The sequence below is a fragment of the Trabulsiella odontotermitis genome (assembly GCF_030053895.1).
Taxonomy (GTDB): domain Bacteria; phylum Pseudomonadota; class Gammaproteobacteria; order Enterobacterales; family Enterobacteriaceae; genus Trabulsiella; species Trabulsiella odontotermitis_C.
The window spans coordinates 2,439,698-2,452,681 of record NZ_CP125781.1 but is presented as its reverse complement, the minus strand read 5'-3'; the positions used below and the strand labels follow the sequence as shown (position 1 = coordinate 2,452,681).

The following is a 12,984-nucleotide window of genomic DNA, read 5'->3' as shown; positions in this document are numbered from 1 at the left end:
AATAGACCGACGCTATCAATGAGAGGCTGCAACATGAGTGACAACATCCGTGTCGGATTAATAGGTTATGGCTACGCCAGTAAGACATTCCATGCGCCGCTGATCAGTGGAACACCGGGAATGACGCTGGCGGTCGTCTCCAGCAGTGATGAAGCCAAAGTGAAAGCCGACTGGCCTGACGTGCAGGTGGTTGCTGAGCCGAAGCATTTATTTAACGACCCCAGCATTGATTTGATCGTCATTCCCACCCCGAACGACACCCATTTCCCGCTGGCGAAAGCCGCGCTGGAAGCGGGTAAGCATGTGGTGGTCGACAAACCCTTCACCGTGACACTGTCACAGGCGCGTGAGCTGGATGCGCTGGCCCGCAGCGTCGGACGACTGTTGTCGGTGTTTCATAACCGCCGTTGGGACAGCGATTTTCTCACCGTGAAAGCGTTGATTGCTGACGGCTCCCTGGGGGAAGTGGCGTACTTTGAATCGCACTTTGACCGCTATCGTCCGCAGGTGCGTAATCGCTGGCGCGAGATGGGCGGCCCGGGCAGCGGCATCTGGTATGATTTAGGTCCCCATCTGCTTGACCAGGCGGTTAACTTGTTTGGCCTGCCGGTCAGCCTGACGGTTGATCTGGCACAGTTGCGTCCGGGCGCGCAGTCTACTGACTATTTCCACGCCATTCTGACCTATCCACAGCGCCGTATCGTGCTGCACGGCACGCTGCTGGCGGCTGCCGAAACTGCGCGTTATATCATCCATGGCTCACGGGCAAGCTATGTGAAATACGGCCTTGATCCCCAGGAGGATCGGCTGAAAAACGGCGAACGTCCGCCGCAGGAAGACTGGGGTCATGATACGCGCGATGGCGTGCTGACCCGCGTGGATGGTGAGGAGCGCGTCGAAACAACGTGGTTAACGCAGCCGGGGAACTATCCGGCATATTATGCGGCGATCCGCGATGCGCTGAACGGTACCGGGGAGAATCCGGTTCCGGCGAGCCAGGCGATCCAGATTATGGAGCTCATCGAACTGGGCATTGAGTCCGCGAAGCATCGCTCCACGCTGTGTCTGACCTGATAATGTAAAAGCCGCTCAGCCGAGCGGCTTTTTTGTCTTAGCCGTTTTTCACCCGATCCCGCAGCGCCTGTTTTTCCTGCGCTGACAGAAACGCGCTCTCGAGCCCGTTAATCTGCGCCTGACGGATCTGTGCCTGGCTCAGTCCGGCTGCCGGGGCGGCAACGTTGTATTCATGAACAATATCGATACCCTGAACCGCCGGATCGTCGGTATTAATGCTCGCCAGAATGCCGTGTTCAAGGAATGTTTTCAGCGGATGCCGGGCCAGTGACGGCACCGTGCTGGTCTGAATGTTCGAAGTCAGACAGGATTCAATGCCAATACGCTGTTCGGCGAGGAAATCCATCAGCGCCGGATCTTCAACCGCTTTCACGCCGTGACCAATACGCTCGGCACCCAGTTCGCGGATCGCCTGCCAGATACTTTCCGGGCCCGCTGCTTCACCGGCATGCACGGTGATCCGCCAGCCAGCATCGCGGGCACGGTTAAAGTGATTGAGGAACAGGCTGCCCGGAAAACCTAGCTCATCACCTGCCAGATCCAGCGCCGTAATGCCGTCACGGTGCGCCAAAAGGGCGTCCAGTTCCTGCAGACAGGCGGTTTCGCCGAATGTCCGGCTCATGATGCCAATCAGGCGCGCGTCGACGCCGAAATCACGGCTGCCTTCACGCACTCCGGCAATCACTGCTTCAACAACCCCGGTGATCGGCAACTGGTGGGTCATCGCCATATAGCCTGGCGAAAAACGCAGCTCGACGTAATGCAGCCCATTGTGCGCGGCGTCTTCCACGTTTTCATACGCGACGCGGCGACAGGCTTCCAGCGAGGCGAGGACTTTTACGCCCCAGTCAAGTTTGGACAGGAAGCTCACCAGATCGGGCTCGTTGCTGGTGACCTGAACGTGCGGACGCAGCGCTTCCAGCGTATCGGCAGGCAGGGCAATATTATGCTGGCGACCAAGATCAAGAATGGTTTGCGCACGGATGTTGCCATCAAGGTGGCGATGAATGTCGGTCAGGGGAAGGTTAGTATCAATCATGGTCGCACCGTTTTAGTTAAAGTGCGGACCATTATAAAAATAAATGCGGCGAGAAAGCTATTTTGCGCAACAAAAAGTTTTGTTGCGCAAATTGTCAGCGGAAGGATTGCAGGGCGGCGATGAGTCGTTGCACGCCTTGTTCCAGCTTCACCCGCGGGCATCCGGCGTTGAGACGGACAAACCCGATGCCGTCGTCACCGTAGGTATAGCCCGGCATGATCGCCACTTTTTGCGTTTCGATAAGCTGCTTCTGTAATGCCCGGTCATCAATATTCAGCGGACGCAGGTCGATCCACGCCAGATAAGTCGATTCCGGCGGTTGCCAGCAAAGTTCCGGGAATGCCTGATTCAGCTCACGCGCGATGTAACGCATGTTGTCCTGCAGATACGCACGCAGGGCGTCGAGCCAGGGGGCGCCATCACAGTAGGCGGCAATGTGCGCGACAATCGCCGGGACGGAGGGGGAAGAGAGCCCGTCGCGACCCTTCAGCGCATTCAGGTACGCTTCGCGCGCGTTGGCATCGCCAATCAGCCCGTATGCGCCAGTAAATGCCGGAATATTGAAACTTTTTGAGCCCGAGGTAAACAGCGCCCACGGGCCGCGGGCAACCTCGCTCCAGGGAATATGCGGATGGTCGCTCCACACCATATCCATATGGATCTCATCGCTGATGACCCGCACATGATGTTTTTCACACAGCGCGGCGATGACGTCGAGTTCCTCGCGGGTCCACACTTTGCCGGTCGGGTTGTGCGGGCTGCACAATAACAGCAGCGTGTTCTGCGGCTGTGACAGCGTCTGTTCCAGCTGATCCATGTCGCAATGCCAGTCGTTGCCGCGTTTGATTAACGACACACCGGCCACGTGGCGCTGATTTCCCTCAATCGCTTTATAGAACGCATCGTATGCCGGGGTGTGGACCACCACGCCATCGCCCGGTGCGGACCACTGGCGGATCATCTCCGACACCATGTAGATCACCGACGGCCCGTAAACGATGGATCCACAGTCAATCTGGCTGTTAAAACGGCTGGCGTACCAGTGAGCGATAGCGCCGAGAAACTCGTCGTTCTTCCAGCGACTGTAGCCGAAAACGCCGTGAGCGAGACGCTGGCTGACGGCGTCAATAATGCACGGCGCGGTGGCAAAATCCATGTCGGAGATGGTGAAGGGAAGCAGGTCGGCGGCACCGAAACGGTCGGCGACGTAATCCCATTGCGTGCACCAGGTGCCGTGTCGGTCGATGGGAGTGGAGAAATCAAACATCAGAGCGTCCTTAATCGTTGTGCGCAAGCGTCAGTTTCCCCCTCCTTTACGAAGGGGGAAAGGGCGTTTTATGCCTGCACCGTATTCATCAGCGTGGTCATTTCATCTTTCACCGACTGGACCTGCGGGCCAATCACCACCTGCAGATTGTGCTGGTTAAGCTGAACCACACCAATTGCGCGGTTGGCTTTCAACGCCGCCGCATCCACTTTTGACATGTCGTTGACTGACAGACGCAGGCGGGTAATGCAGTTATCCAGGGTGACGATGTTTTCCGCGCCGCCCAGCGCCGCAAGGATAGCCGGCACATTGTAGCCTGATTTGCCCGTCACGCCCGCAACGGCTTTTTCCACCGTGCTGGTGTCGATATCGCGACCCGGCGTTTTCAGATTAAAGCGGGTGATGGCAAAACGGAAGATACCGTAGTACACCGCAAACCAGATAGCGGCCACCACCGGCACCAGATACCACTTGGTCGACAAACCGTGCAGGATACCAAAGACCACGAAATCAATGACGTTGCCGTCGGTGTTCACTGAAGTGTAATAGGTATAATTGATATTTGCCGATGTACACTGTGAACAATCAGGTTACTGCAATGTTGAAAATTACAGCTCCCACTCAACTGTGTATGCCGGAAGGAAGCCAAAGACAAGATTGTAAATCCCTTTGAATTTCTCCGTTGTTACCAACACCCCACACAATCATCATCCCTCTTTTATCAAGGCATGATTTCCGTTGCCCCCTTTCACTCCTTCTGATATGATAATGAGTTATTATAAATATTTCCGTAAACTTTGTTCCGTAGTATTTCTCTCCTCGAAAACATCCCCAACGTCAGATGCAAGGCGGCTTTGCGCTATCGCAAATGCCATCGTTTTACCGTGGTTTTAGGTAGTAACTATGTAGGAGGTGTGATCTCTTTCTGAGTACAAAAAGGTTAATTTAACAATGATGCAACAATCACAAACCCTATTCGAATCGTCGGTTTTATCGGCAACAAGTTTTCGTACCGTCTACCATGAACACGGACGTTACAAAACAATTAATGGCAACTCCTTTGTTCATGATGGTCATGCATACCGGATTAACACAAGAATCGGCTCTGGTGTTCGTCATGACATACTTATTTCAACAATCAACGAACTGAACGCAATCCTGAAGCTCTACAGTCGAGTGTTCCTGACCCGTTTTGATCTCCACCTCCCTGAGTTCACTTCTGTTGAAGCAGGTAACAAATACATACGCAACCTGTTCAAACGATTACGTGACCGCCTGGAGTCTGGAAACAACGGTTTATCAGAACCTATCATCGATTTTGCTTACGGTTGGGTTTGCGAACAGGAAAAGGCTTCACAACCCCATTACCATTGCTGGATTGCACTTCCACATCGTTCGGTAAGATGGTTTGGAACGCCAGAAAGAGGGATCGCTGGTATTATTACGGAAATCTGGATGAAACTGACAGGTGGTAAAGCAACGCTGGTAAACTTGTCTAAAGCCACTAAAGACTATCCCGATCACTACGTCATTCATCGTGAACATCCTTCATCACTCGAAGGTCCGGTATTCTGGCTTTCTTACCTGGCAAAAGAACGTGGTAAAGCGCAAACAGGGAAGGGAACACGCATGTACTCAACATCAAAATTGAGTTGTAAAGCACTAAATTCGTAAATATCGCACAGGAAGCCCGTAGCGCGTTTTTCTTTCCAAGGTATGCAATCGCATTACCCATATCATGAAAATCGCTTACAGCCTCGCTCATAGCGTTTTAAGGCATAATTTGTAGCTGGTTAACTTTATGCTTCGGTCAGATGCATGATAGTTCAACTATAGTTGCTTTGCTTATAGAATAATACATTCCTTCAAAATTCCGAGCGAAGCGAGGGACACGAACGTAGTGAGTGTCTGTGTACTATGTACTGTTTATAATATTTATATTTTATATATAGAAAAAACAGTACATTTCCGTATGTTTTTTAATCAACGCTAACTATCCGTCTTCGCTTCGCTTGACGGAACTCGCTTCGCTCGCGGTCTTGTTTTTGGGTTGTTGGAACGTGCCCGTCATTCTTGATGCATGTTCCAGTTCCCTTTGATCGTAGGAAGACTTAATCCCACTTTTTGCTTGGCTGAGACCTCTTCATATTGGCTTCCAGAAGTCGCTTACGAATATCTGTTGCAACCGCCTAACTTTTACCTACCTTCCTTGCTCGGTCAAGACCTTCTTTAGTTCTCTATGCAATGTGTAGTCTATTGATATAATTAGTATTTTATTCGAGATTATGTAATTGTGTGAAAAAGGATGAAAAACACACTTTTTGTATTAGCATTAGCCTCCGTATGCCTTCTAAAGCTTTCTAAAATGCAGGCTTCAAAAGTGCTTGATTTTACGAAAGTAATGAAAAGGTGTGATTACTAGCGTTAGTACCAGCACATTGTGTAACCTCTGGACAGTTAAGGATAATTAGATGCAAACAGCAGAGATGTTTCGTATTTTCCTGGACAATTTGAAAATACCTAATGAACGAATGACGGCAATTGCAACACATTATAAAAATGCCACAAGAAGGCTTAACATAAGGTTTCGGGAAACTGAAAACGGTTTCAATAATCGACTGAAGGTTGGTTCAGCAGGTCGTCGTACGGCGGTCAGCAAAACGTCAGATTTAGATATGCTGTACATTATGCCTTCAGGGTTGTGGGAGGCTTATCAAGTAGGTTTGAATCCTCAACGACGTTTACTTCGTGATGTAAAAGATGCTTTAAAACAAACCTTTTCGCAGCAAGAAGTCAAGGTTGATCGATTAGTAGTGCAGATTGTTTTTGACTCTTTCCATATAGAGGTGACCTGCTCCCCGTTGATTAGTACACCCCGATGTTAGTAATGTCTTCATAAGCCACATGAGGACATCCCCATGAAGAAGCGTTTTTCCGACGAACAGATCATCAGTATTCTCCGCGAAGCCGAAGCTGGGGTACCCGCCCGTGAACTCTGCCGCAAGCATGCCATTTCCGATGCCACGTTTTACACCTGGCGTAAGAAGTATGGCGGTATGGAGGTGCCTGAAGTTAAGCGCCTGAAGTCGCTTGAGGAAGAGAACGCCAGACTCAAGAAGCTGCTTGCCGAAGCCATGCTGGATAAAGAGGCGCTTCAGGTGGCTCTTGGGCGAAAGTACTGACGACAGACCAGAAGCGGGAAGCCGTGATGTTGATGTGTGATGCGACCGGTCTGTCGCAACGTCGTGCCTGCAGGCTTACAGGTTTATCCCTGTCGACCTGCCGCTATGAGGCTCACCGTCCGGCTGCTGATGCGCATTTATCAGGGCGCATCACTGAGCTGGCACTGGAGCGCAGGCGTTTTGGCTACCGTCGTATTTGGCAGTTGCTGCGCCGTGAAGGGCTTCATGTTAATCATAAGCGCGTGTACCGGCTTTATCACCTCAGTGGCCTGGGCGTAAAACGCAGAAGACGTCGTAAAGGGCTGGCAACAGAACGTCTGCCGCTGCTCCGTCCGGCGGCGCCCAATCTGACCTGGTCGATGGATTTCGTCATGGACGCACTTTCCACCGGTCGCAGGATCAAGTGTCTTACCTGCGTCGATGATTTCACAAAGGAATGCCTGACGGTCACTGTTGCCTTTGGGATTTCAGGCGTTCAGGTCACGCGTATTCTGGACAGCATTGCACTGTTTCGAGGCTATCCGGCGACGATAAGAACTGACCAGGGGCCGGAGTTCACTTGCCGTGCACTGGGATCAATGGGCCTTTGAGCATGGTGTTGAGTTGCGCTTAATCCAGCCGGGCAAGCCAACGCAGAACGGATTTATTGAGAGCTTTAACGGACGATTTCGCGATGAATGTTTGAATGAGCACTGGTTCAGCGATATCGTTCATGCCAGGAAAATTATTAATGACTGGCGGCAGGATTATAACGAATGCCGCCCGCACTCCACGCTGAATTATCAGACACCGTCTGAATTTGCAGCGGGCTGGAGAAAGGGTCATTCTGAGAATGAAGATTCCGGCGTTACTAACTGAGTGTTGTATCTAATCGTGGGGGCAGGTCAGAGGTGCAACCAGTCTTTGCTGACGGAGATCATTTTAAATACCCTGATACGAAAGCTGACAATGGTAATGGTGGGTGGCGGGTAACTAAACCTCGTATGGAAATTACCGAAATGAGGAATTTCCGAAATAACAAAAGTCGTAATCTCCATAATCTTTGTCGCATGTTGCGAGCTTGGAAAAACAGAAATACAGTAGACATGGGAGGACTTCTTATTGACACGTTAGCATGGAGGTTCCTTAAACAAACCGATGATTATGATGAAACTGGAATGGTTAGTTATGGTTTCATGTGCCGTGACTTTTTTGATTTTTTGCAAAAAGAAGACGTTCATGAACACTATGCTGCAATAGGCAGTGGACAAAGGGTTAAGGTCTACAAAAATTTCCAGCGACAATCAAAACGTGCCTTCAAACTATGCACGCAAGCGATTGACGCGTACGAGAATGGCTATACAAAGAAATGTCATGAACTTTGGCGGGAAGTTTTCGGACTTACTTTTCCTAAAGCAGCAACGGAAATGCAAGACTCTCTGGGGCTGGGGTCAGATAATTTCGTTAATGAATCATATTTTGCCCGCACATGGCGTAATACGGAAGAATTTACGGATGAAAAATTTGATGATGTCGATATTAGATATCCACTTGAAGTCAACTGTATTGTCAAAGAAAGTGGGTATAGGGAACGCTCGATTAGAGCTTACCTTTCGGATATAGCTCGACCTTGGTTACCTCCTAATAAGACTTTATCATTCTCGATCAATCAAGCAAGTTTAGATCTGATTCCTGAACCTTATGACATATACTGGAAAGTATTGAATAGAGGTAAAGAGGCTGAAGAACGTGATGAAATTCGAGGTCAAATAATTTTAGGTCAAACTACCCATACTGAACATACAAAGTTCAGAGGTAGTCATAAGGTGTGGTGTTATATCGTTAAGAATCATATAGTAATTGCCCAGGCTACTATCGACATTCCAATTGAGTGAAAAACATGCTAAAAAATGACTTGCTGAATCATATTGCTTCTGCTGGATACAACGTTGGGTTCGGAGCAAAGAAAACCTTTGCAACATTTGACATTGTAAGTAAGCTTCCTGGCTGGATTGGCATAATATCACTCGCAGTATCTGTTCTTGGTCTTTATATGGATGAAATGAGTTCTAAGAATATTTCTGCAATTTTTATTATTCTGAGCATTGGTAGCCTATACATTAATTTCTATGATGGTGATAAAAGTAAATATGAAGAGGCGGGGAAAAGGCAAACTGACATCTTCAGAAAGATTGAACGACTGTATTACGATGCAAAATCAGAGAGCCAGCCAGATTCAGCTAAGTATATTCAGGAACTTGAAGTTCTGATGCAAGATTTTGATAATAGCACAATTACTAAACAAATTTGTGGTAGTAATTGGTATGCTCACTATAAATTTTACAGTGAATTGGAGAAGCGATGGATTGAGGAACAGTTATCCTTAACTTTTTGGAAAGATAAATTTCCAAATACATTAAAAATATTTTTGATTATAATTTTAGGTATGGTTGTTTTTTTGATCTGCCACAGGTTGAATTGGATTTGATGCATTCATAACCTAATTTGAAAAGTAAAATTACGAATTAGATTAAATGAATTTGTCAAAGTCAGACTATTGATAAATTTTACAACAGTTTAGACTGAATATATGAAAGTATTTGACTGTTGCTGGTTTGATGAATGTGTTGGTGTTATCGAAATCGAGCATCGGTATGGATAAAATAAAGCCTCGCACTTCAGCGAGGCTTGTTATACAACGGTCGTTGTTTAAAGACCACCATGACGATTCGCATAGAACAAGAAATCATTGATATGCCGTTCTAAAGCTTTAAAGAAATCATCATTCGACCAAGTAGTTGAACTATAAGATGCACCGTTTGTAGAACTAAAAGTACGACCATTATCGTTTGTAGAAAATGTCGTTATCGAATAGCGGCCATCAAATCGCTCAGTTTCTGATAATAAAAGTTCATGCTTCCCGCCGTCTTTATACTTCATATTGAAGCTTATATGCCGTGCAGATGTAGAAATTTCAGCGTGGATTCCTCTTTCAAGTAAACCATTTTTGTACGTTTCAACTTCTGGTACGAGAGATTCAATAATTTCCGATAAGCGTTCTCGTTCCTGGGCTAACGTTTCTTTTTCTTCAATCTGCTCTTGTTTTTGTCTGCCTATTTTTTCATCAACACCTTTGAAGAATGAGTTACCTACCATGGGATATCCTTAATTATAATATGAGCGTTTCAAAGTCAGGACATATGGGCAGCAAATACTGTTATCAAGTCCGTTTTTAACACAAAAGCTCTTTCTTGATTCGGTAAAAGGTGGCGCGGCTGATACCTGCCGCTTTCATGATGTGGGCTGGTTTAACATTCTGCGCCAGCATTTCGCGAACAGTTTCACGGGCTTCCATATCTTTTTCTTTCCCCGTATACAAACCTGCCAGTTTTGCTCTCTCGATCCCCTGTGCCTGGCGTTTACGGCGGGTTTCATAATCTTGTCGTGCCATTGTCGCAAGGATATCGATCAGCATAGCATTGACTGCCCGAAGAATGCCGCTAGTAAGGTCGTTACCAGACATTTCAACCATCTGCCAGCTTGTTGGCAAATCCATCGAAACAATAACCAGTCCTTTACTGTTCAGCGTAGCTTTGAGTTCAGCCCATTCTTCATGTTGAAGACGACTGAGACGGTCAATCGCTTCAATTAGAAGCAAATCGCCAGGCCGTGCTTCGGCAAGTAGGTGCATCAGTTCCACACGTTCCAGCTTCGCACCGCTGGCATTCTCAATGTATTCTCCGGCTACTTGCCAGTTTTTGCTTTGCGCAAATTCGCGCAGGCTAACTAATGCACGATCAGCATGTTGGCCTTCGGTAGATGCACGGCAATAGATACGGACATTCATTATGCATTCTCTTTTGAGTATTAAATTGATACCCATATGATACAGTGCGTGTTTTTATTGTCAATAGAGTCAAATTTAACCCTATTGATACTGTGTGTCATGGTCTTTATCAGGTATACCTAAAAGAGATATTGTTCGGATGGTATTCAGATCTTGCTTGGGGTATACGATTTGGTCAGTTTCTGTAGCTGAAGCACTCCGGTTTCATTTCAGCAGGTCTTAATCAAATTCAGTGTGCCATACATGCGGCACGAAAAAGTCTGGCATCAATGTGACCAGTTCTATCACCCACCACAGTCACTACAGTGGCCACACAGTTGGGGACCCAAAGGATGTTGTTTACCATTTTGCAATGGTTGACAGCTACCCGAAAGCAACTCCTCTTCGAGAGCGCTCAATTCCTCAGTTAATCGGGTTTGCAATTTTAGTTTGTTGAACCCATCCACACTGGGCGTAAGTGTATAGTTGTGATAACTGTCAACTTTTCTTCTCTCTTCTGTTCAGAATAAATTAATGTTCAGGCGTTATGATAAATAAATGTTATCGCCACCATGGCGCGGTCTTTACAGGAATAAATCTCACCATTTTTATATTTTCACCACAGTACCTCAAAATTTCATATACCAAAACTGAACTTGGCCGGGTAGTATTGGCTGCTTAGTATTAACTGTAGATGCTGTTATTAGGAGTTTCAGGTGCAGGTAAACAAACTTACGGATGATATTGATATTAGTTCTCATGAGCGTTTCCTCGCGGCCCGTAAAAGCACATGGGTTAGTGTGCTTGTTAATTGTTTTCTGACATCCGGGCAAGTGATTACTGGCGTATTTTCCGGATCTCAGGGGCTTATTGCGGATGGTATCCATTCTCTGTCTGATTTAGTTTCAGACTTTGTGGTGCTTATTGCTAATCATAAAAGTAAAAAAAATCCCGATGATGACCATCACTACGGGCATCATCGTTATGAAAATGGTGCATCATTAATTCTGGGGACAATTTTATTCATTGTTGGCATCGGGATGTTATGGTCAGCAGCAAATAAAATGCAACAACCAGATGATATTCCTCAGGTACATATTGTTGCTCTGTGGGTGGCCTTAGCCGCACTGGTTATCAAAGAGCTTCTTTTTCGCTATATGCTGGCAGTAGCAACCCGAGTAAAATCCACTATGCTGGTTGCCAATGCCTGGCATGCCCGCTCTGATGCCGCCTCATCTTTGGTGGTGGCTATTGGTATTATTGGTAGTTTATCAGGGTTTAAATTGCTTGATCCGGTAGCTGCACTGGTTGTGGGACTGATTGTGACCAGAATGGGATATTCATTTATGTCAGATTCGCTTCATGACTTGATGGACAGGGCCGTGGATATTGAAACTGAAAATAGTATAAAAACAACATTATTGTCCACGCCTGGGGTCGAAGGCATCCATGACCTCAAGACCAGAAAAATGGGGGACCTTGTTGTTGTTGATGTTCATCTGGAAATTGATGGTGATTTATCAGTGAAAGTAGGACATGACATTGCTGTTTTGGCCAGGAAATCAGTTTTAGATAATCATCATGTTTTAAATGTTATGACACATGTTGACCCTTATTTTAAAGGTGATAATAGTCCTGGTTGCGGGGGCAAATAATCCTGAAAAATAATATGAATGCTGCTGTTTTTTGAGAAGATTGGGAAGGGATTATTTTTTTGCGCAATATTACCCCTTCTGACTGTGAAAACGAGAGTAAACAATATGGAGGCTATTATGAGAAAAATTATGCGTACTGTTGTGATAGGAGCCACTCTTCTTTTATCCCCCTGTGTAATGGCTGGTTCTGACGGTGTTGAACATGCCATGAAGATGATGAATAAAAGCTACCGCGCAGCACTTAAGGAGGAGGACGTTACATCCTTCAGGAAAGATATGCGGGAACTGAAAGCAACAGCAGAGTCCATCCTGAACAGCCCTGTAGAAGGGTATGACAGGGAAACGTATGTTGCAGGCATGTCACTTCTAATTGATGAGGTAACTGCCGTTGAAAGTACCGCTGAGAAGGAAGGTCTTGACGCCGGGAAAATTGCAGCACAGAAACTAGGCAGTCTGATGAGAAAATACCACAATAAACTAGGTGTTGACTGAGACCGGGAATTATTCGGTGAAGGTAGATATGCTGGAAAGATATCCCTGAACTGACATGATACACGTGCCTGTAATCAAGCAGATAGCTATGCACTGGTGAGGAAATTTCACAACGTTATCTTATCTGCAAAATACATATAAAAATGTTGGGGTAACAAACATGCATTATCAATGCTACATATTTTAGTTTGTTGCCTCAACATAAGTTAAGTACCTATTGGTGTTGCGCGGGGTGGATTCAGGGGGCCAAATTATATTTGGTGGTCACGCGTCAGTCTGTGTTTTGTTTGTTGGTCATGAAGTACATAGGTACTTATTTCGTTTTATACACACTAGGCTGTATGTTTGGAATCCTGGAAAAGTTGAACAAACCTAACGGTAATAAAACTACTTATTGTATATAAATTCTGGCATTTCATCGGTATGCCACTTCAATAGGAGTTAAAGACACCTATAGTGAGATCTGCAGG

At 46.8% G+C, this 12,984-nt stretch carries 11 protein-coding genes and 2 pseudogenes; 8 read left to right on the top strand and 5 right to left on the bottom strand.

Going from position 1 to position 12,984, the window contains the following annotated elements; translation table 11 throughout:
- Positions 1 to 33 precede the first annotated feature (33 nt).
- Complete coding sequence (locus QMG90_RS11705) at positions 34 to 1,074, top strand: oxidoreductase (RefSeq protein WP_283279789.1); 1,041 nt, start codon at positions 34 to 36, stop codon at positions 1,072 to 1,074.
- Positions 1,075 to 1,111: 37 nt separating this feature from the next.
- On the opposite strand, the gene add is transcribed toward QMG90_RS11705, so the two are convergent.
- From add to QMG90_RS11690, 3 genes and pseudogenes are all read right to left on the bottom strand, one after another.
- Entirely contained in the window at positions 1,112 to 2,113 is a 1,002-nt protein-coding gene (add, locus tag QMG90_RS11700) for an adenosine deaminase (protein WP_283279788.1), read from the bottom strand.
- Between the two features lie 94 nt (positions 2,114 to 2,207).
- Positions 2,208 to 3,380: a MalY/PatB family protein gene (locus QMG90_RS11695; protein ID WP_283279787.1), complete on the bottom strand. Its 1,173-nt coding sequence runs from the start codon at positions 3,378 to 3,380 to the stop codon at positions 2,208 to 2,210.
- A gap of 68 nt (positions 3,381 to 3,448) precedes the next feature.
- Positions 3,449 to 3,913: pseudogene (locus QMG90_RS11690) on the bottom strand (glucose PTS transporter subunit EIIB); the annotation flags it as partial.
- Positions 3,914 to 4,331: 418 nt separating this feature from the next.
- Here QMG90_RS11690 and QMG90_RS11685 point away from each other — a divergent pair.
- The 5 genes and pseudogenes from QMG90_RS11685 (at position 4,332) to QMG90_RS11665 (ending at position 9,029) form a co-directional block, all read left to right on the top strand.
- Positions 4,332 to 5,054 (top strand): YagK/YfjJ domain-containing protein, encoded by a 723-nt coding sequence (locus tag QMG90_RS11685; protein WP_049025764.1) that lies wholly within the window; start codon positions 4,332 to 4,334, stop codon positions 5,052 to 5,054.
- A gap of 797 nt (positions 5,055 to 5,851) precedes the next feature.
- Positions 5,852 to 6,265: an SMODS domain-containing nucleotidyltransferase gene (locus QMG90_RS11680; RefSeq protein ID WP_283279785.1), complete on the top strand. Its 414-nt coding sequence runs from the start codon at positions 5,852 to 5,854 to the stop codon at positions 6,263 to 6,265.
- Between the two features lie 33 nt (positions 6,266 to 6,298).
- Positions 6,299 to 7,420 (top strand): annotated as a pseudogene (locus QMG90_RS11675) (IS3-like element ISSen4 family transposase).
- Between the two features lie 32 nt (positions 7,421 to 7,452).
- Positions 7,453 to 8,436, top strand: coding sequence for a nucleotide-binding domain-containing protein (locus tag QMG90_RS11670; RefSeq protein WP_283279783.1), 984 nt, complete (start codon positions 7,453 to 7,455; stop codon positions 8,434 to 8,436).
- 5 nt (positions 8,437 to 8,441) lie between these two features.
- A complete protein-coding gene (locus QMG90_RS11665) occupies positions 8,442 to 9,029 on the top strand; it encodes an SLATT domain-containing protein (RefSeq protein WP_007890843.1) in 588 nt (195 codons plus the stop codon).
- Positions 9,030 to 9,250: 221 nt separating this feature from the next.
- On the opposite strand, the gene QMG90_RS11660 is transcribed toward QMG90_RS11665, so the two are convergent.
- A complete protein-coding gene (locus QMG90_RS11660; protein WP_049025767.1) occupies positions 9,251 to 9,697 on the bottom strand; it encodes a hypothetical protein in 447 nt (148 codons plus the stop codon).
- A 76-nt stretch (positions 9,698 to 9,773) separates the two neighbouring features.
- Positions 9,774 to 10,388, bottom strand: coding sequence for a recombinase family protein (locus QMG90_RS11655; protein WP_007890845.1), 615 nt, complete (start codon positions 10,386 to 10,388; stop codon positions 9,774 to 9,776).
- A gap of 695 nt (positions 10,389 to 11,083) precedes the next feature.
- On the opposite strand from QMG90_RS11655, the gene QMG90_RS11645 reads away from it, so the two are divergent.
- Positions 11,084 to 12,022, top strand: coding sequence for a cation diffusion facilitator family transporter (locus QMG90_RS11645; RefSeq protein WP_001198019.1), 939 nt, complete (start codon positions 11,084 to 11,086; stop codon positions 12,020 to 12,022).
- Between the two features lie 18 nt (positions 12,023 to 12,040).
- Positions 12,041 to 12,514, top strand: coding sequence for a cytochrome b562 (locus QMG90_RS11640; RefSeq protein ID WP_000923859.1), 474 nt, complete (start codon positions 12,041 to 12,043; stop codon positions 12,512 to 12,514).
- Positions 12,515 to 12,984: the final 470 nt, after the last annotated feature.

Excerpts from the sequence above, each read along its gene's own strand:
- QMG90_RS11665 (WP_007890843.1), top strand. The coding sequence starts at position 8,442 with ATGCTAAAAAATGACTTGCTGAATCATATTGCTTCTGCTGGATACAAC.
- QMG90_RS11685 (WP_049025764.1), top strand. The coding sequence starts at position 4,332 with ATGATGCAACAATCACAAACCCTATTCGAATCGTCGGTTTTATCGGCA.
- QMG90_RS11695 (WP_283279787.1), bottom strand. The coding sequence starts at position 3,380 with ATGTTTGATTTCTCCACTCCCATCGACCGACACGGCACCTGGTGCACG.
- QMG90_RS11705 (WP_283279789.1), top strand. The coding sequence starts at position 34 with ATGAGTGACAACATCCGTGTCGGATTAATAGGTTATGGCTACGCCAGT.
- QMG90_RS11640 (WP_000923859.1), top strand. The coding sequence starts at position 12,041 with ATGCTGCTGTTTTTTGAGAAGATTGGGAAGGGATTATTTTTTTGCGCA.
- QMG90_RS11655 (WP_007890845.1), bottom strand. The coding sequence starts at position 10,388 with ATGAATGTCCGTATCTATTGCCGTGCATCTACCGAAGGCCAACATGCT.
- QMG90_RS11660 (WP_049025767.1), bottom strand. The coding sequence starts at position 9,697 with ATGGTAGGTAACTCATTCTTCAAAGGTGTTGATGAAAAAATAGGCAGA.
- QMG90_RS11680 (WP_283279785.1), top strand. The coding sequence starts at position 5,852 with ATGCAAACAGCAGAGATGTTTCGTATTTTCCTGGACAATTTGAAAATA.
- add (WP_283279788.1), bottom strand. The coding sequence starts at position 2,113 with ATGATTGATACTAACCTTCCCCTGACCGACATTCATCGCCACCTTGAT.